Here is a 24,374-nt window from a genome sequence, read left to right as displayed (position 1 = left end):
GCTTAACCTTCAAGAGACTGGAACCACGCGGCGTAAGGCGTGTTCCTCGCAAGGTGCCGGTTGTAGTCCGGTGCACCGTCGGACCACCATACGGGACCGCGTTCTCCTAGAGCAATCTTTGCCTCGTCGACAGCAGCGCGTGCTTCAGCGCGCCGCTCGGCGGAGCTGTTACCCCTGAGCGCTCGACGCGCCCCCATCAGCTTTGCCGTCAGTTCGACGCGCTCGCTCTCGGCAAGGTTTGGATTCGTCCTGCGCCAGAGCCGCCCACGCACTACCAAGTACCGACCATCCGGCGTCGTCGGGTAGCTGGTGGAAGGTGTCGACGAGTCGCGCATAGCCGCAAGGTTAGCGGCGTCTCGGTGCCCGCTTGCTGGCCCGAAAGTCCCAAGGTGCAATAGGACCGGTGTCATGCCAGAGACCTTGGCGTCCGGCCCTCGCTTCGGCCTCGGCCGTGCTGTACTTAACCCGGTCCTCCGGCGACTGCTCCCTTGCATAGGCGACGTAGTGCCAAGCGAATCCTGATTTCAGTAACTCAAGGGACACGTCGCCTCCATCGACTCGAACCTTGCCGACGATGCGACCCCAGCGGTCCCGCTTTTGGTACTCGACCTGGACGTGTTTTCGGAACACCCAGCCCGCAAGCGCTTCGCGTGCCTTTGTGCCAAACGCCTGGCGTCTCTCTGGAGCGTCGATGCCTGCCAAGCGCACGTGGTGCTGATGCCTTTCTGCATCCAAGACCGTTACCGTGTCGCCGTCAGCGATGCCAACGACCTCGCCAAAAAGCGTATCGGCCATCACTGGACACGCCAGCAGTACAGCGAGCAAGGCCGCGACGGCTGAGCGAGCTCGGTATGCCGGAATCACCGAAAGATGGCTCACGGATGGTGAGATGCAGCTTCTGTCGTGGGCCGAATCCGGCGTTCCAGGATTAGCTGCAGCGCTTGAGCACCCAGGCGCGCGTGAACATCCAAGGGGCGCCGGACATGCCATGCGCCTTCCAGCCGCTCATCGACCTCGACGTCTGGGACACGACGAACCTGCAGCTCCGGCACGGACTCGTCGACCTCGAACGCCAGGCCACAAGCATGTCGCGCCTCTGGTTTTCGTGTCAGGTCGATGAGCCATCGCGAGCGCCACTGTTCGTTCGGGACAGATGCGTCCTCGGGTGGTCCCCCGAACTCCGGGGGCAGCAGCCTTCCGACTTCGATGCGGCAGCGCTCAAGATTGAAGTGCTCCCTGACGCGCTGCGCGGCCTGCTCGTCGTATCCGACGGCGTCTTCAATGACGTCCGCCAACACCTCTCGAATCGCCCGCTGCCACGTTTCGACGGCGCGGGGTTGCGGTCCAGGGGCGTGGACGCCGCCAGCTAATTCGCAGGCATGGCGCGCTTCAAGGACGGCTTCCTGACTGCCAAACCTGCTCCAAAGCGCTTCACGAGCTAACTCGGCGGCGGATGGGTCGTCGAACGGCTCGAACACGCTCCACTCCACCCAAACCTCAAACAGTCTGAACGTCAGCCCACCTGCTCCCCTGGCGTGCAGCGGCACCTCGCGCCCGACCATCACGCACGATTCGTCGAGCTGAGGGTTGTCACGCAACAGCTCCGCCGACATGGCGGGCAGACCGGCGGCAGTCCACGCTGCGCGATACGCCTCACTAATTGCCGCAAGCCACCGATTGACTGCTTCAGGCGTTTGACCAGCTTCGCAGACATACCGCTTTCCCGTGGCCAGCGCCGCGTCGTGCGCTGCGATGACGTTCCAGGCCCCGAAATGCCTATCGAGCACCGTTCGCGCCACCCGACGAGCGAGTTCCTCTTGCTCGGCATCGAACGGGCTGCAGTCGAACCAAAGGGCGTACGGATGCAAGTTCAGTTGAGTCATTGCGTTAGCTCGGCCCTGTTGGACGACCCGAAGTCAACATCGTCCAGGATGAGTCTCATCAGGCAGCAGTTGCTAGCTCTCGCCAACGAAGTTCGTGCGCTGGCACGTTGACGACATTCTCTGCTGCGAGGGCTTCACGTGCGCGCCGCTCGCGAACCGACTGCGCCCATTGGGCATTCAGGTCTGGGTCCTGCGCTATCAAGCGCTGCGCTTCGCGGATTGCAGAGGCGAACTGCGGGCTCGACGTCAGCTTGTGGTTCAAAAAAGCGCTGTGCCGCTCGGGCCAGACCCGCCACCAAGTGACGATGCTGTGAGGGTCGTTGAGGTTCAGGAACATCGCGCTCTCCTTCATCCAAACAGGTCGCCGTTGAGGGGCCCCGGCAGCTCCGGCGGAGGAGGGGGCAAAGCGGTCGGCTTTGCGGTTCGCTTGCGCGGTAGCTCGGCCGCGGTGGCGCGCCATTCCTCTTGGAACATGTCCGGCTCGTTGACCCACTGCGGCGGCTCGCGCAGCGGCCGTGCCACCGGGTCCACCGCTGCGGCGTGCAGTTTTTCAGCGGGAAACCGCACGAGCAGCTGCTCGGCCGTCTTGGTGGACCCGTAGAGCCAGGTCTCTTGCGCCGACATCGGCAGGATGACCGGCATCCGCTTTTCGTGGTCGGGATGGTTGAGGTGGCCAAACACGGCGTGGCCGTCGGCGTTGATGGTGAGCATCGAGAACGACAGTACCTTCTCACCTTGTGGGCTGGACCACTCGTTCCAGATGCCGGCTAGCCCCATCGGCTCAGCGTCCGCCAGGCTCACACCCCAAAGCTCCGGGTGACCGTCCTCCGTCTCGTAGCACCACTCGGCGATGCGCTGGACGGGAATCACGCAGCGGCGCCCCGCCCACCAGCTGTCCTTGAATGCAGGCTTCTGCCGCATGGTCTCGGTGCGGCAGTTGTACGTGTGTTCCGAGAACTCAACAGACGTTGCGAAGGATGGAAGCAAGCCAAGCACGCCAAGCTTGGCGTCGCCCAGGGAATTGGGCTTGCGAACCGTCGAGCGCACGATGAACGGCGCCAGCGCGCCAGCGCTGGGGTGGGGGGAGGCCTCGGCACCTGCCGGCAGGGTCACACCGAACGCGCCCAGCAGCTTGGCGTTGTTGGTGACAGCTTCATAGTTTGAACACACGGCTACGTCCTTCCTCGGGCCAAAAGCCGTGCCACCGGGCGGTTTTCACTCCCCGCGACCGAACGGCTCGACAGACCCATGGGCTGGATGGTACTGTATAAAACATCAGTACATCAAGCCGACCGTGCAGCTCACCCCACCCGCCCAAAACACCGCTGTTCCCATGGTGGAGCCGCTGCCTACACACGTGGAAGCTGCACTGTGGCGGGGTGGTGAGCTGCATCCGCCTCCCTCCAAGGTCTACGCCAGCGGCTGGGCCGCCCTGGACGACGAGCTGCCGGGTGGTGGCTGGCCCGGGATGGCCATCACCGAGCTGCTGACATCGCAGCCGGGTACGCTGGAATGGCGCCTGCTGATGCCAGCCATCCGTCCCATCATGACCGGCGGCGGTGAAGTTGCCGTCGTTGGACCAGCGCGGCCGCCGTCGATGGAAGGTTTGGTGCAGGACGGCATCGAGCCCGACCGGTTCTGGCGCTACAACGTCGACGAGCCCGCCCGACGGCTGTGGGTCACGGAGCAGCTTCTTCGGGACAACGGTGCCGACGTGCTGGTTTCGTGGCTGCCGCAGGTCAGACCGGAACAGCTTCGCCGCCTGCAGGCCTGCGCCCAAGGGTTCGAAGGCGTCTGTTTCCTCATCCGACCGGCGCAAGCCCTCAGGGATTCGTCACCGGCGCCGCTACGTGTCGTGGCTGAGATGGGCCTGGATTGGGACCTTCGGGTCCGAGTCGCCAAGCGCAAGGGGCCGCTTCACGAGGGTGACCTACTGCTACCTGCGTACGCCGGCGGGGTCGCCCGCGTACTGACACCCGAGTTGATGCGCCCCAGCCAGCTCGACGACAAACCGATTTCCATCGAGGTGCCCCATGTGGTGGGCAGCACTCCTACCGCCACGCGACCCAGCGACACCGCCCACCACTGATGTCCAACAGAGGCTTACGAACTGGGCGCTGCAATTCACCCCGCGGGTGGCCCTTTTTGAAGAGTCCGTTGTCATGGAGGTGGCGGCGTCGACGCGTCTGTTCGGTGGTCGACAGGCGCTTAGGGACCGGGTCGTCCTCGAATCTGCAGAGCTGGGCTGCGCCAGCGTGGCTTGGGCCTCCAACAGCTTGGCGGCGCTGTGTTTGGCCAGGGCCGGGAATGAGAACAACGATAACGCTCAGCTGACCGGGCTGCTGAACGGGCTGCCACTCAATGTGCTGACGGCAGCCCATAAGCACCTGGTGACGTTGGGGCACGTCGGCTGCAGCCGGCTCGGCGACCTGCGACGACTCCCGCGCAACGGTCTGAACCATCGCTTTGGCAAAGAGCTGCTCATCGCGCTGGACCAGGCCTACGGCGACCGGCCGCTGGCCCACGACTGGGTGCAGCCATCGGACGACTTCCACGCCCGGCTGGAGCTGATGTCCCGGGTGGAACTCGCCCCAGCGCTGCTTGCTGGCGCCCATGTCCTTCTGCTGCAGCTCTGTGGCTGGCTCACAGCGCGGCATGCCGGTGTCACGGCGTTCGCGTTTGGGTGGGCGCACGACACGATGCGCGCCAAGAATGTCGAAGCCACAGGCGGCCTGACCATCCGGACGGCGATTCCAAGTCGGAACATCGACCACTTGGAGCGGCTGCTCACGGAGCATTTGGCCAAGGTCGAGCTGGCAGCTCCCGCCGGCGAAGTGATGCTGACCGCTACCGAAGTGGTGAGGCTCGAGCAGCAGAACTTGTCGTTCTTGCCCGACGTCGTGAACCGCACGCAGGCGCGAGCGCTGCTGCGAGAGCGCATAGCCGCGCGCATCGGCCCTGAAAACGTCCAGAGGCCGGTGCTGCGTGAGGACTACCGGACCGAGTGGACCCAGCATTGGCTTCCGCTTGACCAGCAGCCGCCGAAGCGCAAAGGCGCTACGCCGCCGTTCCCGGCGCCAACCTGTGTGCTCGATACGCCCTTGCCGCTCGCTGTGCGAAACAGCCGGCCGCATTTCCAGGGGCCGCTGAAGCTCTTGCTCGGTCCTCACTTGGTTGAAGGTGGCTGGTGGCATCGGGTCGGTCCGCGCGAGGAGCAGGAGCACACCCAGGTGCGCCGGGACTACTGGCTGGCGCTCAGCCCGCATGGCGGATTCCTTTGGGTCTACAAGGAGCGCCAGCAGTCCCAGGACAACTGGTTCCTGCACGGGTCGTTCTCATGACCGACGGCGAGCAGGCAAGCGGCGAGGTCCACTACGCCGAGCTTCGGTGTCTCAGCAACTTTTCGTTCCTCACCGGCGCCAGCCACCCGCACGAGCTTGTCGAGCGTGCCAAGGAGCTTGACTACAGCGCCCTGGCAATTACCGACGAATGCTCACTCGCCGGCGTTGTCCGGGCCCACGTTGCGGCGAAGGAGGCCGGCCTCAAACTCGTCGTCGGCTCGCAGTTCCGCGTCCAGTGCGACACGCCGTTCACGCTCGTCGTGCTGGCAACGAACCGCAACGGCTACGGGAACCTCTGCGAGTTCATCACGGACCTGCGGCGGGCTTCTCCAAAAGGCACCTACCGGCTGGAGCTAAGAGGCATCCAGCCGTCGGCGCTGGACGACTGCGTGCTCATCGCCTGTCCCGACCGCAGCTGTGATGCGACTCAGGTCCAGCGCGTCGCCGAGTGGTTGCTGTTCCGCTTCGTCGGGCGCTGCTGGCTCGGGGTTGAGCAGCTGCGACAACTCGATGACGCGGTTTGGCTGCACAAGTTGCGCCTGGCCAGCGAGGCCACCGCCATTCCGCTGGTGGCCGTTGGCGACGTGCACATGCACACGCGTGCTCGCAAGGGGCTACAGGACGTCGTCACGGCGGTCCGCGTCGGCAAGCCGCTGACCGAGTGCGGCTACGCATTGCAGCCAAACGGCGAGCGGCACCTGCGCACCAGGTTTCGTCTGTCATGCACCTTCCCGCCGGAGCTCTTGGCCGAAACGCTGCGCGTCGCCGAGCGCTGCCACTTCTCGCTCGACGAGCTGAAGTATTGCTATCCCGCTGAGGTTGTTCCAGAGGGAGAGACGCCAACGAGCTACCTGCGACGGCTGACGTACGAAGGGGCAGGGCAGCGGTGGCCCAACGGTGCACCAGCGAAGGTCCAGGCCCTGATTGAGCACGAGCTGGAGCTCATCGACGAGCTGAATTACCAGCACTATTTCTTGACGGTCGGGGACATCGTCAAGTTCGCCCGCAGTCGGGGCATCCTTTGCCAGGGCCGCGGGTCGGCCGCGAACTCGGTCGTGTGCTACTGCCTGCACATCACGGAGGTCGACCCGTCGCGGATGTCCGTGCTGTTCGAGCGGTTCATCAGCCGCGAACGCAACGAGCCGCCCGACATCGACATCGACTTCGAAAACGCCCGGCGCGAAGAGGTCATCCAGTACTTGTACGAACGGTACGGCCGGCACCGTGCGGCGCTGACCGCAACGGTCGCCAGCTATCGCTCGCGAAGCGCGTTCCGCGACGTGGGCAAGGCGCTGGGGTTCACGCTCGAGGAGGCTGCAGAGCTCGCCGCTGAGAACAACTGGTGGGACGACCCCGACGCGGCGCCTGCAAAGCTCAAGCAGCTCGGCGTCGACGTCGACCGGTTGGACATGCGCCAGCTGCTCAAACTGACGGCGGAGTTGCGCGGATTCCCGAGGCACCTGGGCCAGCACACGGGCGGCTTTGTGCTAACAGGTGAGCCGCTGTCTCGCATGGTGCCCATAGAGAACGCCACCATGGCGGACCGCACCGTCATCGAGTGGGACAAGGACGACCTCGACGCTCTGGGGTTCCTGAAGGTCGACATCCTCGCGCTCGGAATGATGACGGCCATCCGCATGACGTTGGAATTCGTCAGCAGGCGAAAGGGCCACACCTTCGAGGTAGGTGACATCCCGGCGGAGTGCGAAGAGGTCTACGAGCGGCTCTCACGCGGCGACAGCGTCGGGGTCTTCCAAGTCGAGAGCCGCGCCCAGCGCTCGATGCTGCCGCGGCTCAAGCCGAAATGCTTTTATGACCTCGTCATCGAAGTCGCACTCGTCCGCCCGGGGCCGATTGTGGGCAATGCCGTGCATCCGTACCTACAGCGCCGGCAGGGCAAGGTGCCGGTGAGCTACCCGAGTGATTCGTTGCGGGAAGCCCTGGAACGCACGCTGGGCGTGGTGATTTTTCAGGAACAGGTGATGCAAACGGCCATCATCGCGGCCGGATTCACGCCTGGCGAAGCGGACCAGCTTCGGCGCGCGATGGCGGCGTGGAAGCGCAAGGGCGGTCTGGGCCACTTTAGGGACAAGCTCATCGGAGGCATGACCGAGCGCGGCTACGACACAGCGTTCGCTGAGTCCATATTCCAGCAGGTCCGTGGCTTCGCGGAATATGGATTTCCAGAGTCCCACGCCGCCTCGTTCGCGCTGCTCGTTTACACGAGCGCCTGGCTCAAAACCCACCACCCGGCCGAGTTTCTCGTAGGACTGTTGAATGCGTCGCCGCTCGGTTTCTACAGCGAGGGCCAGCTCATCCACGACGCAATCCGCCACGGCGTCGAAGTGCGCCCGCCGGATGTTATGCACAGCGACTACGGCAGCACGCTTGAGGACATCGAGACCCGTCCTGCTGTGCGGCTGGGGCTTCGGCTCATCAACGGCCTGAAGGAGGCGGCGGCGCAACGCATCATGGCTGCTCGCAAGGAGGCGCCGTTCCTCACCGCCGAAGACCTGTGCTTGCGCGCGAGGCTGGAGCAGCCGGTCATGCGGTTGCTGGCAGGTGGCGACGCGTTGCGGAGCTTGTCTGGCCATCGCAGGCAGCAGGCCTGGGACGCCGCGGCGCTGGGGTTGCAGCTCGGACTGCTGGAGGAGGTACCAATCGAGGAAGAGCCGCTGGAGCTCGAGGAGGCGCCCGAGGCACATGAGGTCGTCCACGATTACGCAAGCGTGGGGTTCACACTGCGCAGTCATCCGCTACGGTTGCTCCGCGACCAACTGGATGCGCTGAAGCTCCGGCTGCTGAAGTCGAGCAAACTGCAGCGCATGCGAAGCGGCCAGACGGTGAGAACGTGCGGAATCGTGACTTTGCGACAGCAGCCGGAGACGGCCAAGGGGACGATGTTCATCAGCCTCGAAGACGAGGAGGGCGAGATTCAGCTCATCGTGGCGCCGAGCCTGCGGACTGACCTGGCGCACGAACGCATCTTGCTGAAGTCAAAGCTCCTCGCAGTCGAAGGCACTTGGCAGTATCGCGATGGCGTTGCGGCACTGAAGGTCAGGAAGGGGCGGGACCTGACGCCGATGTTGGGGCGACTGGCGAGCGCGACGTCAAGCCGGGACTTCAGGTAGCAGGCAATCGGTCCTTGCCGCCGCAAGTAACGGGGTCGCCACAATCGGCTCGCCGGCATTTCGTGCCATGCCGTATCCGGCACCAAATTCCTCTCTCTGGAACTTCACTCCTTTCGTAAACTCGGCGAGTTAAAACTATTTGGTCAGCCATGCCGCGTAATAGCCTTCCCAGTCTCCGCGCTCAGATTGCAAAGCTCGAGCAACAAGCAGAGACGATGAAACGCCAAGTCGTGTCCCGCCTCCAACGCGAAATCAAGTCGCACGGACTAACAGCAGAAGACCTTTTCGGTTCTGCCGGTGGATGGGGTGGTGGTGTGGACGTGGGCAACGGACTGACGGCGAGGGCAAGCACCGCAGCATCGAAGCGCGCGTCTAGCGGCAAGCGAGCGGCGAAGTACGGCGACGGCACTGGAAACGAGTGGGGCGGCATGGGAAAGCGTCCGCATTGGTTGCGTGAGCGCATTGAAGCAGGTGCCAGCCTCGATGAGTTCTTGCTCTCGGGCAAATCTGCTGCGGCCAAACGAACCAACAAGAGCCCTGGCGCATCCCCTGCAGAGGTTGAAGCTGCAGAGCCGGTCAGCCGCACGCGGAGCGCCTCGAAGGCGACCACTAAACGCAAGCCTCCGGCCGTCAAACAAGCTCCAATTGGCCGCAAGAGCCGGAAGGCCGCTCAGGCTAAAGAAACCTCGGCGGAAGGCTAGCAGTGACCTCTGTCACCGACGACGTAAAGCTCCGCCTCGAGGAGGCAATCGTTTACGAAACGAGGATGGAGGTGGCCTTCGATGATGGCGGGGAGCGAAAGCTGTAGCATCAAGAACTGAAAGAGGCGTATGGCCGCGTTTGGCAGATGCTCGACGAAGTGCCATCGTCCCCGACTTTGTCGACAGACCTGCACCGCACGATGGCGTCCGACTTCTTCGCCGGCCTCTTGTGCTTCCAGCGAAGTTGCTTTGTTCGTGCGCGTACGAAAAGCGATGACCGGCGTCGGTGGTTCGGACGGGTCTGATACGAACAGGTCCTCGACCGCGACCTTGAGGGCGGCGGCAAGGGAGGTGAGCTTGCTCAAATGCGGGATGGACTCGCCGCTCAGCCAGTTGGAAACGGCCTCCTTACTGACTTCACACGCCTCTGCCAGAGCGGTGCCGGTGAGCCCTCGTCGGGTCATCGGACATGGCCAAGGCCCTGTTCAAGGGATGATGCGCGTCCTGTGGCTCATCCGTTGAGCGAGCTCAAATGGGGCGCCATGCGTTCTGAGCGGCGAACCGGCGCGTGACAAAGTCGCAAACGCACCTCTCGCTCCAGTAGATGTGTTTTCCCATGCGGACTGCGGGGGGGAATGCACCTTCTTTCACGAGGCCCTCGAGCGTTCTTGCGGACATGCTGAGGCGCTCGCAGACGTCGGACTTCTTGAGCATGAGTGGGGTGGTTACAGAGGACATGACGACTCCAAGATGGTTGGCCTATGCCTTCGTCTAGTCCCCATGTTTATTCTTCGGCGGAGTCATCGACCCCGCGTGACTTGCGTCACGAAATCGAGCGATTGGCGACGTTCAGCGCCTCCGCTGGCCTGGTTGTAAGCTTGCTTCGCAGGATGACGGGGAGGCGGTGTGAAGGAGACTGATGACAAGCAGCACTAGGTGCAAAGGCGGCTGGGACGCTGTCGTTCCTGGCCGCACGTGCTCCACGAGTCCAAGCTCTTCGACCTGCGTTACACGCGGGAGGCCGAAGCGGTGAAAGTCGCCTGGTACGGAGAACGGGCGTAAGCCTGGCGCACGAAAAAAGGGACACGGCGATTGCCGTGTCCCGATGAATTCCGCTCGCTGTCAGTGAAGCGGACGACGGACGTCAGGTGCCCTTTTCGTTTGGCTGATGCCCAACGCGTTGTCCACATCCTTCTCGGTCGCAGTGCCGGCGAAGACGGCTACAACGTCACTGACAGTGTGCCCTTCGATGAAGCTCGGCTGGAATCCCGCTTGGCTCGCGAGGTACACCAGTTGAAGCGCCGGCGCCGCTCCGTCAGAGCAAGGCTCCGAGTCGACTAAGTGCCTTCGTAGCGCCTGCGGGTCCTCCAAGTTCATCGGAACGCCCAGCACGGCGTTCTGCTTCGAGTTCTCAATGCACAAAAGCATGGTGAAAAGTTCGTGGTTCAGTGCGTCGACCAAGAAGTCTTGTGTCAACGGATTGCTGAGCTGCATCACACAACGCAACTGGATGCTCGTGCACTGCAGGGTCAGCAACAGCAAGCAGTCTCGCCCGTCGCTCGTTGGAATCACTTGGTAGTGCGGCACCATCGGCTGACTGGCATCTAGTCGCTCCACCAGCCAATTGGGTACCGATGCTGTGACGGCGTAGCTCGCCGTGGGAGGTAGCTGCTTTGCTGCGCTTACGGCACTGCGAAAGTCAGGGGGGCGCAGAATGCTGCCGATGCGAGCGTTTCGGAGAAACGCTGCTGTTTCGTTTGCGGGAAGTGCCTGCATATAAGTCCTTTTAAATGGCCTAGGGACTTCGTATAGGCAGTGGTTGCGCCGGCCTGAAATCTGCTTGCTTCGGAGCGCGGCATCCGACGGAGATACTGCAGATAGCCTCTCCCGGTCCGCAAAACGGCCAGCTTTACGACTTGCGAATGGCCCCCCGCTCCGAGGCCAGCTCCTTTTGCGCGAGCTGAATGCCGGATGACAGCTGCTTGAGCCCGTCTTGAACCTTTAGATGCGAGTAGTTGCGGAGTACGGTTTCCAGCTTGTCGTGAAGTAGCGTCGCCACCGTTAGATAGTCGCCTGGATTTCTCCGGAGATGGTCGGTAGCGATGACGTGCCGAAACGCGTGAGGGCCAAAGCCTGGGCATCCGTCGATGTACAGAGCCGTCAACGTCTTGACCCTCGTCGACAGGCCTTCGGCCTTGTATCCAGCGTTCTGTGAGAGCCCCAAATCCGCCAGGAACTGAGGAGTTGATTGAGGGCCTTTGGCGGCCGGCAGGAAAAAGCGCGACGTCTCATTGGCTCCGACCAAGTTTGAGCGTGCTTCGGTCAAATAGCGGTCAATCCAGGGCCCCACGCTTTCATCGACAGCCACGCTGTACGGCTCGGACGCCGCCCCTTTTTCATTCTTGAAGTCAGACGGCTCAAAATTGAGGCGATAGCGCCCCGGCCCCACCCGCACAAGGTTGCCGCTGCCATCAGCCCGGCAGGTCATTGCAGCGTATTGCCCGATGCGCAGCGGATTCGAGACCATCATCTTGCAGAGCACAACGTCTCGAAGCCAAGCCCAATAGTCCCGCTGATGCGCCGGCGGGGGCATCGAACGCTCAAGCGTGTTCACGAATTCAACCAACTTCTTCAACGGAAAGTCGTCGTTGAGTACCACTGCTACACGCTCCACCGGATTGCGGGATTTGGAGATGGGCTTCTTGTTCCGTTTGCCAGCCTTCGCCTCTCGGTACTTGCGCAGCGCAGACCGGGCGGCCGCGCACCGAGCTCGCCAACCCTCGACCTCCGTCCAATTCGGCGACTGTGCGTCCCAGCGCGCCTGATGGGCCTCGCCAATGGTGCCGGCGAGTTCCGCCCTCAGCCAAACGAAGCCAGTTTCAGGACGGAGGTGGCTCTCGACCATTTGGAGGAAGACGTTAATGCCGTTGTGAAAGGTGTTTCTTGAACGACGCTCCAACCACTTCGCGTATTCCTTGACGTTGTCAACGTCGGTCAGCCACGCCAGCGTGTCGCCGCAGTCCCGGGACAGTCCTCTCCCGACAGGCGCCTTCATGCACAGCCATCCTAGATAGGAGCGCACCATGCCCCACTGAACGCCAGCGGTGACGCACACCTGTCCGTCGATGAGCATCGCTGGCGTCACGCGCACGGAAACAGCCTCGATGGGCTTCAGTCTCCAGCTTCTGTCGTATCGCGCGTCATCAACTTCGCTTTCTATGGAAGTCTTGTGGCGAAGGAGCTCTTGCCACTGGCCTCCAAGCCGGGGCGTCAGGAGCATTCCGTACTCTTTGCTTTGCCGGAGTTGTTCCTGCCGTAGTTTGGTAAACGAACTGCTGGTGTCCCGGCGCACACCTCTGGCATAGCGCGTATGTCGAGCCAGCGGTACCCGTCCGGTGAGGGCGCCCTTTGGAGCTTCGAGAATCTCCTCTAGCTTTGCCACGGCAAAGAGAGTCTCGCCGCGCGGAGCCCCCGACCCGCTCATCCAATAGCGCAAGGTTTGCACTGTTACGCCGCAGGTGCGAGCGATTTCCGCTTTCGAGAGCGGTGACGCGTCCACGCACTGCTGAAGGGCTACAGCAAAAGATTCCGGAAGCGAATCTTGCTTGCGCAACGTTTCGGCGACGCGCCGCCAGCGGAGGATTTGCTCCTGCCGGTCCTTTTGTGTGCGAGGGGCGACACGTTCAGCAATTGCGTCGCAGTAGCGCAAGAAGTGACGGTCGAATTCCTGGCCGAACTCGTCGCCAATTAACCGTTGCGCCGAAAATCCGTGGACATCGAGCCAGCCGCGTAGCGCCGACAAGTAGTTCTTAGTTTGCTGGTGGCCCATGCCTTGTTGTTCAAGGTAGTTGCCACCCTGCTGCAGTAGGCATGCGTAGGTCAAGGGTGACTTAGGTGTGGATGCTGCGAGGGCCGGCTCGCCTCGCGGGTTGTCCGCTCGAGATTCAGTGAACATATACAGGCAGTTGATGTTTGCAATAACGGCTGCTTTACGACGCCCATAACGGCAACTGTTCGAAGTTCCGTGTGTGCAGTGGGTGTGGCAAGAAAATCTTCATTCGGTCTTGGTTGATGAAGACCAGAACATTTGCCGTTACGGTGGTTGCCACCGCCTTGGGCGATGGGTTCGGGGCCCCGCCATGTCCACTTCGGTCTGGCAGTCGAACTGCTCGTATAGCGACACGGTGTTTATCCCCGGACGTCCCCCCTCGCTGGTGATTGCCATTGAAGTTCTGCGCCCTGCTAAATAGTTCTGCGCTCAGCTCGACACGCCGCCAGGCTGCCTTCCAAATAGTTCTGCGCCACGGCTCTTAAGCCGTTGTTGCCATTCAGCTTTTCTCCCCCGCCCGCTGGTCCCACGTTGCGGGGATTTACGCTGCCGCTCACAGTTTGACAAGCACAAGGCGCCTTCATCGCCATAAGAATCAACTGCTTGGCATTTCCCACTGCCAAATAGAACTGCGAGCGGGAGGCCGCACAGCCAAATAGTTCTGCGCTGGCCACAGCTTCTTTGTCGCCAATCGCTCACCGAAAACGCAGTCCCCGGGACATCGCTAGGCGGACGTATGTTGGTTCAGCAACCCGGACTACAGCTCAAAGCTCTCGTCCGAACAGTGCCCGGACTGCTCGGGGCGCCAAGAACTGCGCGTCCGCCTGATTGGATGTGCCGTACAGGGACGTCCTTCTCCATCTCCGAGCAGAAAGCCGACCGGAAACGCGGGCAGCACCTGTGGATAACTGACGTTCGGCGGCGATGCCTACGCGACAATCCGTGTCTACTAAGACTTGAGGGCAGGGAATGGCCAGCGTTTTCTTCTCGTACAGCCACAAGGACGAAGCTCTACGAGACCAACTTGAAACCCATCTGGCCTTGCTGAAGAACCAAGGTCTGATTGACGCCTGGTACGACCGCCGAATCCTTGCTGGAAGTGAGGTCGACGACAGCATCTTCGAGAAGCTTGACACCGCGGACGTCATCCTGCTGCTGGTCAGCTCAGACTTTCTAAGCTCCCCGTACTGCTACTCGCGGGAGATGCAGCGGGCGATGGAGAGACACGACGCGAAAGAGGCCCGGGTCATCCCGGTCATCATGCGCCATTGCGACTGGCACGGAGCACCGTTCGGCACGCTCATGGCTGCGCCCCGTGACGGCAAGCCAGTCACTTCATGGCCCGACCGCGACGAGGCGCTTGCCGACGTTGCCAAGCAGATTCGCAAGGCGGTTGAAGCGGCTGCTGCCGGCAGGTCGGCATCGCGGACTGCCGCTGCGGCACCAGCCACTCAACGCGCGGCTTCGTCCAATCCGACTGCATCACTGCCACGTTCGAGCAACCTGCGCCTGAAGAAAGAGTTCACCGAGCAAGACCGCGACGAGTTCCTCCGCTCGACCTTTGAATTTGTCTGCAAGTTCTTCGACGGGTCAATTCAAGCGGTGGGCGAACGCAACCTTGATGTCACGGGCCACTTCGAGCGCATCGACTCCCGGCGGATGGCAGCGTTGCTTTACCGAGGTGGGAAGAAGATTGCCGAGTGTTCGGTGAGGCTAGACGGCCTCGGCCGCGACAACGGCATCGCCTTTTCACACGACGCATCGGTCCAGAAGGACTCGTTCAACGAACTGCTGAACGTGAAGTCGGACGAACAGTCCATGTTCTTGACGACGATGGGGATGTCCTTCAGCGGCAGCCGCGACAAGCAGTTGTCGCCGGAAGGTGCGGCGGAGTTCCTATGGGAGCTGTTCATCGCCAACGCGAGATAGCCAGCTTCGAGCCGGACCCCACCCACGACGCGCTGATTCGCATCCTGTTCCCGGGAGTGCTGGACGAACCCCTCTGAGGCAGCACCTCGCTGCGCCCCAATATCCAGTTTTGGCGTATCAGTTCACGAAGTTCCACATTGCTGCTGCTTGCCACCATCCGGCGCGAACTAGCCTTCACCCCCGCTGCGGCGCAGGCATCGCCCCGTCGCGCGAGACTGATGCAGAGGGAGTAGCAAATGAAAAATGGCGTTGAAGCCAAGTTGGGTCGAAGCATCGCTCTGCGCGGTTTCCTCGTCGAGGACCGGAGATTCTTCCAACATCAGCAGGGCCAGCATCCGGGTTAGAACGAAATCTCGGAAGGAACGACTCCTGCGGTCGAACACTCGCGCATGCCAGCGAGTGCCAATATGGCCCAGGCTAGCGGCGCGACTTCGCCTTCGGTCAGCCCGCTTGACCTCGAGTGGTACTTTAAAGACCGCCTCGCGTCGGTGGATGGCCCGAGTTATGGGAGCGACGACATCCACGCTAGGCAAGCTCAGCGCACTCGGGAGCTCGCATGGAACAAGTGCCCTTCCAGCGCTGTGCACCCCGTCTCCGAACCCCTCTGACACCTCCGACAGCAGCCAATCAGCGCGTTCTCGACTCCATGCGCTAAAGCTCGCCAGCGTCATCGACAGGTGGTCGGCTGGGCGCGCCGGCCAGTCCATCGCAGCATCGGCAGGTCTCCGTGCCGCCGCCGGCGCCAACGAAGAGCACGCCCGGATGGGTATGGTTGGTGGGGGCGTTCGTAGTGTTTGCGCTACTTCGCGGACTGTTCGGGCGTTGAGTGTCACGACCAGCGCTTGAATGCATTTCGTTCCTGGACGGCATCCTGCTCGTTCGCTACCGCGTGACGGAAAACCGTGGTTGGCACCGCAATTGCCTGAGGCCAAGGCAAGCACGCACCCGAACGCTATTCCCTTGCTCATCTTGTTCACTCCCATCAGTGATGAGATGTAGACAGCCGAGTACCTGCCATTCATCATCAAGAGTGACTAGGTAGCGCCCCGTCTGGTTGAGCTGCTAGCTTCTCTTTGAAGGCCGCTTTGGGCGTCGTCAATACAAAAGTTCGAGAGGGCGCCCCACCGCACAGGAGTTGACCGGTGGCTGGTTTGGCCGTTTCCAGATGGTCGTGCGAAAGTGCATCCCACAGTGCAGGGGGAAGCGCGATGAACGAACCGACATTTCTTATTCTGGCGGCCGTGGCCGGCTTGGTCGTAGGCCTTGTTGTGGGGTTGTTGCTTGCTCGCTCTCGAGCGAGCGCGCAGGTCGAAGCCGCTGTTGCCAAAGCAAGCGCAGCTTCGCAGGTCAACGAGGCCACCCTAACCGAGCGCGCTTCAAGCCTGGTGCGAGCTCTTCAAGCTGAGCAAGAGCGACACGAGGCGCTTGAGCGGGCTGCGGAGGGCTGGAGGACGTCGCTGGACGACGCGTCGAACCAGATTGCCACACTGACCGAACGGGCTGGACGCGTTCCGACCTTGGAGGCAGAGGTGACCGCGCTAGAGGCCGCTGGTCGAGCGCGAGAGGCCGAGCACCTTCGGGTGTCGACGCTAAACGGACAGAACGCCGAGCGTGCCAGCCAGTTGGCTGAACAGCTGGCGGAAGTACAGCAGGCACTGCTTTCGACGCAGTCCAGACTAAATGCCTCCGATTTGGCACTGAACGAGTCGAACCAGGCGAAGGCTACCTTCCAGCAGTTGGCGACCCGCGTGCCCGAGTTGGAGCACGAGCTATCGCAGTTGCGGGCTGGGCTGGCGGCCGCACAAGACGAACTGGCGACCCTGCGTGAGTCATCTGGCAGACAGACTTCTGGGCTGGCGGCCGAGCTGAGGGCAGAGCGCGAGGCGTTGGCGCTCGTGCGCGGTGAACTGGTGCAACTGACGTCCAGGAAGGAAGCGGCCGAGGAGCGCGTAGCTGCGTTGATGGAGGAGCTGACTGAGCTGCGAGCGCGGACCGACGAGGAGCGTCAAAGCTCGGCTGAAAAGTTGCAGCTGCTGTTGGATGCGAAGGAGACGCTGACTGTCCAGTTCAAGGCTCTCGCATCGGACATCCTCGAGGAGAAGTCCAAGCGGTTTGCCGAGCAAAATCAGGCGTCCCTCGGGCAGCTCCTGGAGCCACTGAAGACGCAGCTCACAGAATTTAAGGGTCGCGTCGAGGAGGTCTACGACAAGGAAGGCAAGGAGCGGTTTGCTCTCGCCGAGCAGGTCAAGCAGTTGGTTACCTTGAACAACAGCCTGAGCGAGGACGCCAAAAACCTCACCATGGCGCTCAAGGGGCAGGCAAAGACGCAGGGGAACTGGGGTGAACTCATCCTGGAGAAGGTCCTGGAAGCGTCTGGCCTACGCAAGGGCTACGAGTACAAGGTTCAAGAGAGCCAGGTGCGGGACGATGGCACTCGCGCTCAGCCTGACGTTGTCATCGAGCTGCCCGAGGACCGCAAGCTTGTCGTTGACGCCAAGGTTTCGCTGGTCGCCTATGAACGCTACGTGACGGCCGACACCGATGAAGAGCGGGCTGTAAGCGCCAAGCAGCATCTCGACTCGGTGCGCGCACACATCAAGGGGCTGTCGGAGAAGCGTTACCAAGAGCTCTATGGCTTGAGCTCCATGGACTTCGTCCTGGCATTCATCCCGATTGAGCCGGCCTTCATGGTCGCCGTCACTGCGGATGGCGACCTCTTCATGGACGCCTGGCAGCGCAATGTCCTGCTTGTCAGCCCATCGACCCTGCTCTTCGTAGTGCGGACGGTTGCGCATCTTTGGCGGCAGGAGGCGCAGAGCCGGAATACGCAGGACATTGCAAGGCGAGGTGCAGAGCTCTACGACAAGCTCTGTGGGTTCGTTGCCGACCTGCAGAAGGTCGGAGAGCGCCTTGAGCAGGCACAGGCTTCATTCACCGCCGCCCACAACAAGTTGGCCATCGGCAAGGGCAACGTCATCCGGCAGGCCGAAATGTTGCGCGACTTGGGCGTAAAACCAACTAAATCCCTCCCTCAGCCTCTCGTGCAGCAGGCCAGCGCCGATGAAGACGCGGTCGCTCCCCTCGTTGAAGTGGGCCCGGCCGAGCTGACCATGGATGCGATGCTTTCCCCTCGAAACGGCGGCTGAATGGAGCTTGTACGCCTCTTCTCCATCGTCGGTGCGGGTCGCGGTGAGCCCCCCTTATGCGAAGCACCGCAAGAAGGCACCCGTCAAGCTCACTTGACAGCACGAACCGAACAATGGAAAAAGACGGAAAGGAACCCGTATGAGCACCTTCATCACCCTCGTGCTGGAAAACGAAGAGCGGTCTCGCACCGTACTGGCTGCTATCGCAGCTGCGACGAGCGTCATCGCTTTGGTGGCGGCTGTCATCGCACAGTTTGTCCTGCAGCCGTAACCGGCACATCATGAGCGCTCCCAACGGCGCGCTCGTCACCGTGTCACAAATCGCTATCAGATAGAGAGTGCTCGCACAGAGCCTCTAGTTCGTCCTGGTCCTCAACGTCGTGAGGAAACATGAGGAACCGGCCATCTTCAGACACTCGGGTGCCTGGCGCTGAGAACTCTCCATCGTCACTGATGGTGCGAAGTACGTGCAGATGTTGGGGACTGAGTCGGCTTGGCACTAGCCCCAAGGTACTTGCGTTCGGTGTGCTACCTGCCCCGGCACTTCCCTAGAGAAATAGCCCGGTCACGGTGGAGCTCCAAAAAGCGATGCTGGCTGCAGACGCAGCCTCGGCACCACTTATAGGGAGCAGATACAGAGAGCCTGAAACGATAAAACCTAGCCGTTCTTTTGCAGGCACGCTCGCCCGATACCGCTATGAAAATCTCACGGCATGAGCTCTACGAGCGAGTGTGGTCCACCCCCATGTCCAGGCTGGCTAAGGAGTTCGACATCTCGGACGTCGGCCTGGCGAAGGCTTGCCGCAAGAACGGTATACCGACGCCCCCTGTTGGCTACTGGGCGAAGAAGGCCCACGGCAAAGCGCCAGCGCGCCCACCCCTGCCTCCAAGCGACATCAAGGAAGTGCTGCTGGAGGCAGCCTTGTTCCGCGCGGCAACGCCTTCGGTCAAACGAGGCGCACCCCTTCCAGCGATTCCGCCGATTCAAGTGCACCCGCCAGCTCTCGACCTCAGTGAGGTTGAGCTCGCCCCCATCGCAGCGGGGACGCATGCTGCGCTTGTCAAACGCAAGCCCAACGAATACGGCTTCGTGGCGTCGGACGCTGCGAACACGTTCCACTGCTCGCTCAGCTCAGCTACCGTCGAGCGAGCCGTAGAGATACTTGACGCCCTTGAACGCGGTCTCAAGGCAGCAGGAATCCAAATCAAGCAAGACCGCGAAGCCCGGCGCGTCGTGCTCGTGGCCGAAGGCGAGCAAGTCGGCATTGCGCTCATGGAGGGGTACGCACGCAAAGACACGGTGCACGTCGACCCAAAGTACTCCTGGAGCAAGACCCACGTCTACACCTACACATTCGACGGCCGGCTGCAGCTCAAGCTTGAAGGCAACTACCAAGGCAGGAAGTCCTGGGGTGATGGCAGCAGAGAGCGCCTGGAAGACAAGCTGCTCGATGTCGTGGCCGGAGTGACAGCTGCAGGGCTCGCAATTCGCGCTCGCAAGGAAGAGTGGGCGGAACAGAGTCGTCGCTGGGCAGAAGCTGAAAGGCAGCGTCAGCTTGCGGCGGAGAAGGCTCGACGCATCAAGGAATTCCGCGACCGTTTCGTGGCAGAAGCCGGAGCGTGGGCTCAACACCAGCAAGCTGCTGATTACCTTTCACGCCTGAAAGCCAGCCTGCCTGAAGACCTTAACTCCTTGTCAGCTGACAGCATTTCTTGGCTCGACCAGGCGCAGCAAGCGGTTCAGGCCCTCGACCCGAGTGCGGCTCGCTTGGCGAAGCTTCTAGCAATGCCAACGTCTTCGGCCGGCGAGCCCGTCGACCAAGCGTAGAGCCGGTGATTCGGTCGCCTTCGTCAATGCTTCAACGGAAGACCTCGGCTATCGAGAGACCGAAGCCTGTAACTCGCGCTATCAGGCGAACTTTCGCGGTACCAGTCGCCCGGATGTCGTTCTGGACATCTCATATGCCTCCCCACTTCTCGAGGGGCCGAAGCTGACATGTATTGGACGGTCCTTGCCGTAAAAGTAGAGCCTGTCATACGGCAAGTTGTTGCATATCCAGAGCGCCACTTCGCGCATATCCTCGTCTTGAATGAGGAAGTCGCAAGAAGCTCCATCTCGCTCGCAAATGCGACCGCCTCTTCCGTTCAGTTCGTGAGAGGCGTGCTGGTCCAACCGCGGCGCAACGTTTCGGGTGATGTGCTTTCCCAAATCGCGACAGCACACGCCGTAAGTTAGCTCGATGCTCCCGAAGTATTCAACCAACGGGTCCAAGATGTTGACTGCCAGGGCATGAAGAGCGTTGTAGGTCTCCGGCTGTACGGGGACATTTGCTACTCCCAGACGCCTTTGCGTCTCCCCGCACTCGACTAGTTGGCGGAAGAAGAACGTTGCCCCACACGACTCATCCAGCGATGGGATTCTTGACGATGGACGGAGCAGCCCATCTCGCAGTTCAACGCGATGCGCCGCCAAGTGTTTCTCGAGGGATTCCTTGGTACCTGTCCAGGCTAGACCAATCCCAGACTGCTCCAGCTGCTCATCGAAGCGAACCTGTTCTTCATAGCCCGGTAGGTCCTCGTGAAGGAACCGACTTTTGCCGATGAGCACCGTCTGAGGAAATTGCTCGTTCCCGTAGTCATACACCTCGCAGGTAAGACGTCGAAGACCCACCTTCACACGTCGACGCAGCAGGGGGACAGGGCTTGAATCGAAGTCGTCGTATTCGAGTAGTGTGAGCTTCCCCGAGCCGATGTGTACCTTGACCATCTGCACGTTCGAAGTCTGGTCCCACAAGATGGTGCCGCAGGCGATGAACGCTCGGAGCAAGGCTGGTAGACGGTTGGCCAGGCTTATGTGTAGTTGAAGGGAATGTTGACCGTCGATGTGACCAAGGCCGAGTTGCGCTGCTTGCTGACAGGCTAGAAGCACAGCATCGGGACTGGCCGCCGTTTCGAGCAGCCGCTTGGCGTAAATGGTTGCTGATGCATAGTCGCCGAAGAACTCCCGAATATCGCGTTGTAGACCAGGCTCGAGCTTGCGGTACGCCGTTCTTTTGGACAGCAGCTGCTGAACAATAAAGAGAGCGGTGTCATCACGCCGGCAGACTCTCGCCGCCTCAAATGCACTTTGGTCCGTCGAGCTTTTTAGAAGGCGTAGTGCTCTTGTCCACGTGCCGACGAGAGACAGTAGGTCAGCTGTAGCCGGGAATTCGGTCGGGTCTGGATATCGACCCAGGTCTAACGTCCGTGCCCAAAGCAGTTCGAGCAGCGGACGTGCAGCATGCAGCTGCCTGGCCATCGGGCCGTCGCGCCGGATGACAGCTCGCTCTGTACGCGGCCGTCTTGCGCGTCCTGCTCTCTCCGCGACCCGAGTCGTTCTGCTGGTGCGAAGCAGACGCTGCACCATGTCAGAAGTTCTAAACCTGCCGGATAGAAACTGCTGTTCGAGGTCTTTGTCGACAAACACAAAGGCAATGCCGGGCGCGACCATCACTGCAGGCGAGTGGAGTACCTGCTCGACATAGTCCTTGAATTCGCCTTGGGTGAAGTACTTTTGGAACGTTCTGCGGGAGGTAAGTACGCCGTCACCATACGGCACACCACCGGCATCGCGACTCGCGAGCATCACAGCGACGGAAAGTACGCGTCTAGTCAAGCGAAACGCAGCGCGCAGCGCCTCCACGCGCTCCGCGGGGTCCTCAATGACGTTGATGACAAAACCAAGGTTCACGACGTCTGCTGCCAGACGCTCTTCCTCGGGCCAGTAGTGCGGGTCCCACCCGCCGGCTGAGAGCCCTTGCTCGAGAAGGGATGTGACGTCGCCACGTCGGCCGCATCCGTAGTCAAAGAAGGTGCTGTCCGTGTTGAGCAGTCCATGTCGTAGCAGTAGCTGCACGGGCGCAGAAACGTCAGTGCGACTCAAGGCCGTTAGGTGGCGGAGTACATCGGGTGAGGCGGTAGCTACGCTGTCGGAGGCGCTGACTTCTGTTGTGTCATTGCCCAGTGGTAAGAACTCCGTGCCTACCAGGCGAAATCCGCTCTTGGCAATCAATCGTTCCCAGTTCAAACGAAAGCCGATGGTCCTCGTTTCATCGAAGAGTCCCAGAGACTCTGCGGTTGCAGTGGTAGCTTCCCATTCCTTGCGGGACAGGTGGTCTGGCGCGACAAGCCGCTCCTTGCGGTGCAGAACCGGCGGGTTCAAAGACTCTGTGTAGAGTCGCAGGTTGAATACCGGAGCGGGGCTCATGGCCTTAAGCACCCAGCTCGCCTGAAGCTCTGGAAATGCGGCGCTTTCGAAATCTCGATAGTGCAGGAGCGATAGCGCGCCCGTTCGAACGTTGAACTTGGCTACGTTCGGGTAGTACGGGTGGTCCGCCGGCACAGCGGCCCGTGCGGCGGCAATGGCCTCTACGTGCGCCGGGTTGCTGAGGTGGTGAATGGCGCTGAGATGAACGTAGAGTTCATCCAGCACACGCTTGCCAACGGGTTCATGCGGCATGGTCTTCATCGTGCCAGTTGCTATGTGCTTTGCCGCTTGGGCACGCGGGCTCCCACGGAGTGCGGTCGGGTGTATCTTCAAATACGATGCCGGCCAAGAACAAGCTTAGGGAGATTGCGTGGTGGGTAAGCATCACGACCTGGTCGACTTCACACAGAAGTACAAGGCCGGCGTACACAAATTTTTTCTAGACATCGACAGCTGGCGGCAGTTTAAAACCACCTATAAACTAAATTGGCAGCAACAGCCATTTAGTGCTTCGAGTCAACCGCTCATTCCCGAGGAACGCGGAATTTACGCTTTCACCGTGGAGGCGAAGGGGCTCGACTTGCCGGTCCATGGATACATACTGTACATGGGCATAACAGGTGACACTTCGCCTGCTAGAAATCTCAGGAAGCGATTCGGCGACTATTTGGCGGACTTAAAAACTGAAGGAGGCCGTCCTGCGGTCTATTACATGCTGGCTAATTGGGACGGCGACCTTCAATTCAACTACGTTCCAATACCGAACTCCGCAGTGGATTTGGGACAAATTGAGGAGGCCTTTCTTCAGGCGATAATTCCACCCGTTAACAAGCGAGACTTGGGAGCGGAAATAACTGCTGTAAAGGCTGCTGCTTTCTAATGGAACACCCACCTATATTGCTCCCTGCGCTTCGTGGCTACATGGGCGATTGGATATTCTATTCTTGCTTGGTGCCGCTGAAGGAAATTGAGAGTCGAGTTGCCTATGCTGAAGATATTCATCCGGACAAAGCTCTTTCTGCCTTAATCCAACGCGCTCTTGAGGAAAAGCGAGGCAAAGAAATCGCTGACTACCTTGTGACAACGAAAGAGCGGTTTTTTAACTCTCTTGTTCTAGCGACATATGGAGGTAGTCCCGATTGGGTTGAGGTAGGAAACTTTCGCTCCGGTTTGCAGGCTGCCGACGTGCTAAAGAATCTCCCGAGCGAAGCTGCAGACACCTTGGGTTTCCTTAGTCTCTCTGGGAAGGAGAAAATCTTCGCAATTGACGGTCAGCATCGGCTTGCCGGCATAAAGGAAGCCATTAAATCGGGGGCGAATATCGGGTCCGAACACGTTCCTGTAATCCTAGTTGGCCATAAGAATGACGCTGCTGGGATGGAGCGAACGCGTAGGCTCTTTACGACGCTTAACAAGACTGCCGTCCCTGTGCGCAAGCGGGACATCATTGCGTTGGACGAGGACGATGCTATGGCAATCGTTTCCCGCCGCTTGGTGGAAGGGAACCCCCAATTTAAACACCCGCGCATCGCGGTGATTGGAAGTCCAAACATTCCCGCCGGCAATAGAATTTCATTGACTACTATATCGACGTTATATGACGTCCTAAAGCAGATTTTCATACATTACACCCGTGCTCGAAGCGACCGCAGGCTGCGGTTTAACCGCCCCGCGGACGATAAACTCGTGCAATTAGAGGCTCAAGCGGTTGACTATTTCTCCGCATTGGGCGAGGCCTTCCCTGAAATAAATGCAGTGCTTTCCAGCGCGGACCCTGCGTTGGTTACGGAAGGGTGTCGGGGGGACCACGGTGGCCATCTGCTTTTCAGGCCAATAGGTCTTGAAATGTTCACGGAGGTTGCCATTGAATTCGCCGATGTGCATGAAATCTCGTTGTTACTGGCCATTAAGAAACTTTCCAATATACCAATTGAAATATCAAGCCCTCCTTATCTAAACGTAATTTGGAACCCGGTCAAGGCGAATGTAGTTTCCAGTGGCAGGCTATTGGCTAGAGATTTGCTAAGACATATTGCGGGGCTGGGAGCCGGCGACAAACTACTTGAGCGGTATAGAAAGGCTCTAAATAGCGCCGGTATAGATGTGGACGCTTTGCCGGAGCGGCTGCACTAGATACATTTGTGCCTGTTTAACCGCTAACTTTCAAG

At 60.8% G+C, this 24,374-nt stretch carries 21 protein-coding genes; 11 read left to right on the top strand and 10 right to left on the bottom strand.

From position 1 onward, the window contains the following. Positions 1-345: 345 nt before the first annotated feature. The gene (locus tag AC0IZJ_RS17240; protein WP_471852267.1) at positions 346-708 is read right to left on the bottom strand and encodes a thermonuclease family protein; all 363 of its coding nucleotides are present in this window, start codon (positions 706-708) and stop codon (positions 346-348) included. Between AC0IZJ_RS17240 and AC0IZJ_RS17235 the strand changes: the two genes are divergently transcribed. Continuing rightward, positions 598-840, top strand: a complete 243-nt coding sequence (locus AC0IZJ_RS17235) for a hypothetical protein (protein WP_471852271.1) — start codon at positions 598-600, stop codon at positions 838-840. The genes AC0IZJ_RS17240 and AC0IZJ_RS17235 overlap by 111 nt on opposite strands. Before the next feature lie 35 nt (positions 841-875). On the opposite strand, the gene AC0IZJ_RS17230 is transcribed toward AC0IZJ_RS17235, so the two are convergent. Genes AC0IZJ_RS17230 through AC0IZJ_RS17220 form a run of 3 tightly spaced genes read right to left on the bottom strand, consistent with a single transcriptional unit; the run spans position 876 to position 3,053 of the window. Beyond that, complete coding sequence (locus AC0IZJ_RS17230; RefSeq protein WP_471852164.1) at positions 876-1,883, bottom strand: hypothetical protein; 1,008 nt, start codon at positions 1,881-1,883, stop codon at positions 876-878. Between the two features lie 58 nt (positions 1,884-1,941). Continuing rightward, a complete protein-coding gene (locus tag AC0IZJ_RS17225) occupies positions 1,942-2,220 on the bottom strand; it encodes a hypothetical protein (protein WP_471852162.1) in 279 nt (92 codons plus the stop codon). A gap of 11 nt (positions 2,221-2,231) precedes the next feature. Next, a complete protein-coding gene (locus AC0IZJ_RS17220) occupies positions 2,232-3,053 on the bottom strand; it encodes an SOS response-associated peptidase (protein WP_471852159.1) in 822 nt (273 codons plus the stop codon). A gap of 163 nt (positions 3,054-3,216) precedes the next feature. Here AC0IZJ_RS17220 and imuA point away from each other — a divergent pair, with 163 nt between their 5' ends. The 4 genes from imuA (at position 3,217) to AC0IZJ_RS17200 (ending at position 9,056) form a co-directional block, all read left to right on the top strand. Then, complete coding sequence (gene imuA / locus AC0IZJ_RS17215) at positions 3,217-3,972, top strand: translesion DNA synthesis-associated protein ImuA (RefSeq protein ID WP_471852155.1); 756 nt, start codon at positions 3,217-3,219, stop codon at positions 3,970-3,972. A gap of 46 nt (positions 3,973-4,018) precedes the next feature. Continuing rightward, entirely contained in the window at positions 4,019-5,224 is a 1,206-nt protein-coding gene (locus tag AC0IZJ_RS17210) for a Y-family DNA polymerase (RefSeq protein WP_471852152.1), read from the top strand. Next, positions 5,221-8,355 carry an error-prone DNA polymerase gene (locus tag AC0IZJ_RS17205; protein WP_471852149.1) on the top strand — a complete coding sequence of 1,045 codons (3,135 nt, stop codon included), beginning with the start codon at positions 5,221-5,223 and terminating at the stop codon, positions 8,353-8,355. Before AC0IZJ_RS17210 ends, AC0IZJ_RS17205 begins: the two co-directional genes overlap by 4 nt. A gap of 215 nt (positions 8,356-8,570) precedes the next feature. After that, a complete protein-coding gene (locus tag AC0IZJ_RS17200) occupies positions 8,571-9,056 on the top strand; it encodes an H-NS family nucleoid-associated regulatory protein (RefSeq protein ID WP_471852146.1) in 486 nt (161 codons plus the stop codon). Here AC0IZJ_RS17200 and AC0IZJ_RS17195 read toward each other — a convergent pair. The 4 genes from AC0IZJ_RS17195 to AC0IZJ_RS17180 form a co-directional block, all read right to left on the bottom strand. Further along, the gene (locus AC0IZJ_RS17195; protein WP_471852144.1) at positions 9,053-9,520 is read right to left on the bottom strand and encodes a helix-turn-helix domain-containing protein; all 468 of its coding nucleotides are present in this window, start codon (positions 9,518-9,520) and stop codon (positions 9,053-9,055) included. The two genes, AC0IZJ_RS17200 and AC0IZJ_RS17195, sit on opposite strands and share 4 nt — an antisense overlap. Before the next feature lie 64 nt (positions 9,521-9,584). Beyond that, complete coding sequence (locus tag AC0IZJ_RS17190) at positions 9,585-9,770, bottom strand: helix-turn-helix transcriptional regulator (RefSeq protein WP_471852265.1); 186 nt, start codon at positions 9,768-9,770, stop codon at positions 9,585-9,587. Between the two features lie 408 nt (positions 9,771-10,178). After that, the gene (locus AC0IZJ_RS17185) at positions 10,179-10,832 is read right to left on the bottom strand and encodes a hypothetical protein (protein ID WP_471852142.1); all 654 of its coding nucleotides are present in this window, start codon (positions 10,830-10,832) and stop codon (positions 10,179-10,181) included. Between the two features lie 133 nt (positions 10,833-10,965). Next, positions 10,966-12,939, bottom strand: coding sequence for a helix-turn-helix domain-containing protein (locus AC0IZJ_RS17180; protein ID WP_471852139.1), 1,974 nt, complete (start codon positions 12,937-12,939; stop codon positions 10,966-10,968). Between the two features lie 915 nt (positions 12,940-13,854). Here AC0IZJ_RS17180 and AC0IZJ_RS17175 point away from each other — a divergent pair. Further along, positions 13,855-14,814 (top strand): toll/interleukin-1 receptor domain-containing protein, encoded by a 960-nt coding sequence (locus AC0IZJ_RS17175; RefSeq protein ID WP_471852136.1) that lies wholly within the window; start codon positions 13,855-13,857, stop codon positions 14,812-14,814. Positions 14,815-14,981: 167 nt separating this feature from the next. Here AC0IZJ_RS17175 and AC0IZJ_RS17170 read toward each other — a convergent pair whose 3' ends face one another. Further along, positions 14,982-15,149, bottom strand: coding sequence for a hypothetical protein (locus tag AC0IZJ_RS17170; protein WP_471852134.1), 168 nt, complete (start codon positions 15,147-15,149; stop codon positions 14,982-14,984). 873 nt (positions 15,150-16,022) lie between these two features. Here AC0IZJ_RS17170 and AC0IZJ_RS17165 point away from each other — a divergent pair. From AC0IZJ_RS17165 to AC0IZJ_RS17155, 3 genes are all read left to right on the top strand, one after another. Then, positions 16,023-17,960, top strand: a complete 1,938-nt coding sequence (locus AC0IZJ_RS17165; RefSeq protein ID WP_471852132.1) for a DNA recombination protein RmuC — start codon at positions 16,023-16,025, stop codon at positions 17,958-17,960. Between the two features lie 139 nt (positions 17,961-18,099). After that, entirely contained in the window at positions 18,100-18,231 is a 132-nt protein-coding gene (locus AC0IZJ_RS17160) for a hypothetical protein (protein WP_471852130.1), read from the top strand. Between the two features lie 474 nt (positions 18,232-18,705). Next, entirely contained in the window at positions 18,706-19,788 is a 1,083-nt protein-coding gene (locus AC0IZJ_RS17155) for a hypothetical protein (protein WP_471852128.1), read from the top strand. A gap of 81 nt (positions 19,789-19,869) precedes the next feature. Here AC0IZJ_RS17155 and AC0IZJ_RS17150 read toward each other — a convergent pair whose 3' ends face one another. Beyond that, a complete protein-coding gene (locus tag AC0IZJ_RS17150) occupies positions 19,870-22,467 on the bottom strand; it encodes a DNA phosphorothioation-associated putative methyltransferase (RefSeq protein WP_471852126.1) in 2,598 nt (865 codons plus the stop codon). A 112-nt stretch (positions 22,468-22,579) separates the two neighbouring features. Between AC0IZJ_RS17150 and AC0IZJ_RS17145 the strand changes: the two genes are divergently transcribed. Together AC0IZJ_RS17145 and AC0IZJ_RS17140 are read left to right on the top strand one after the other, a co-directional pair. After that, positions 22,580-23,086 carry a hypothetical protein gene (locus AC0IZJ_RS17145; protein WP_471852124.1) on the top strand — a complete coding sequence of 169 codons (507 nt, stop codon included), beginning with the start codon at positions 22,580-22,582 and terminating at the stop codon, positions 23,084-23,086. Further along, on the top strand, positions 23,086-24,339 hold the full coding sequence (locus tag AC0IZJ_RS17140) for a DGQHR domain-containing protein (protein ID WP_471852122.1): 1,254 nt from the start codon (positions 23,086-23,088) through the stop codon (positions 24,337-24,339). Before AC0IZJ_RS17145 ends, AC0IZJ_RS17140 begins: the two co-directional genes overlap by 1 nt. Positions 24,340-24,374 lie beyond the last annotated feature (35 nt).

The organism is Roseateles sp. AC306 (assembly GCF_979253795.1).
The sequence above is the reverse complement of the archived record's forward strand: the minus strand, read 5'-3'. Positions and strand labels throughout refer to the sequence as shown.

What these genes read in the sequence shown, in the direction of transcription:
- AC0IZJ_RS17225 (WP_471852162.1), bottom strand. Translation starts at nt 2,220, where the DNA reads ATGTTCCTGAACCTCAACGACCCTCACAGCATCGTCACTTGGTGGCGG.
- imuA (WP_471852155.1), top strand. Translation starts at nt 3,217, where the DNA reads ATGGTGGAGCCGCTGCCTACACACGTGGAAGCTGCACTGTGGCGGGGT.
- AC0IZJ_RS17140 (WP_471852122.1), top strand. Translation starts at nt 23,086, where the DNA reads ATGGAACACCCACCTATATTGCTCCCTGCGCTTCGTGGCTACATGGGC.
- AC0IZJ_RS17200 (WP_471852146.1), top strand. Translation starts at nt 8,571, where the DNA reads ATGAAACGCCAAGTCGTGTCCCGCCTCCAACGCGAAATCAAGTCGCAC.
- AC0IZJ_RS17205 (WP_471852149.1), top strand. Translation starts at nt 5,221, where the DNA reads ATGACCGACGGCGAGCAGGCAAGCGGCGAGGTCCACTACGCCGAGCTT.
- AC0IZJ_RS17160 (WP_471852130.1), top strand. Translation starts at nt 18,100, where the DNA reads ATGAGCACCTTCATCACCCTCGTGCTGGAAAACGAAGAGCGGTCTCGC.
- AC0IZJ_RS17165 (WP_471852132.1), top strand. Translation starts at nt 16,023, where the DNA reads ATGAACGAACCGACATTTCTTATTCTGGCGGCCGTGGCCGGCTTGGTC.
- AC0IZJ_RS17150 (WP_471852126.1), bottom strand. Translation starts at nt 22,467, where the DNA reads ATGAAGACCATGCCGCATGAACCCGTTGGCAAGCGTGTGCTGGATGAA.
- AC0IZJ_RS17175 (WP_471852136.1), top strand. Translation starts at nt 13,855, where the DNA reads ATGGCCAGCGTTTTCTTCTCGTACAGCCACAAGGACGAAGCTCTACGA.
- AC0IZJ_RS17230 (WP_471852164.1), bottom strand. Translation starts at nt 1,883, where the DNA reads ATGACTCAACTGAACTTGCATCCGTACGCCCTTTGGTTCGACTGCAGC.
- AC0IZJ_RS17185 (WP_471852142.1), bottom strand. Translation starts at nt 10,832, where the DNA reads ATGCAGGCACTTCCCGCAAACGAAACAGCAGCGTTTCTCCGAAACGCT.
- AC0IZJ_RS17195 (WP_471852144.1), bottom strand. Translation starts at nt 9,520, where the DNA reads ATGACCCGACGAGGGCTCACCGGCACCGCTCTGGCAGAGGCGTGTGAA.
- AC0IZJ_RS17155 (WP_471852128.1), top strand. Translation starts at nt 18,706, where the DNA reads ATGTCCAGGCTGGCTAAGGAGTTCGACATCTCGGACGTCGGCCTGGCG.
- AC0IZJ_RS17190 (WP_471852265.1), bottom strand. Translation starts at nt 9,770, where the DNA reads ATGCTCAAGAAGTCCGACGTCTGCGAGCGCCTCAGCATGTCCGCAAGA.
- AC0IZJ_RS17170 (WP_471852134.1), bottom strand. Translation starts at nt 15,149, where the DNA reads ATGCTGGCCCTGCTGATGTTGGAAGAATCTCCGGTCCTCGACGAGGAA.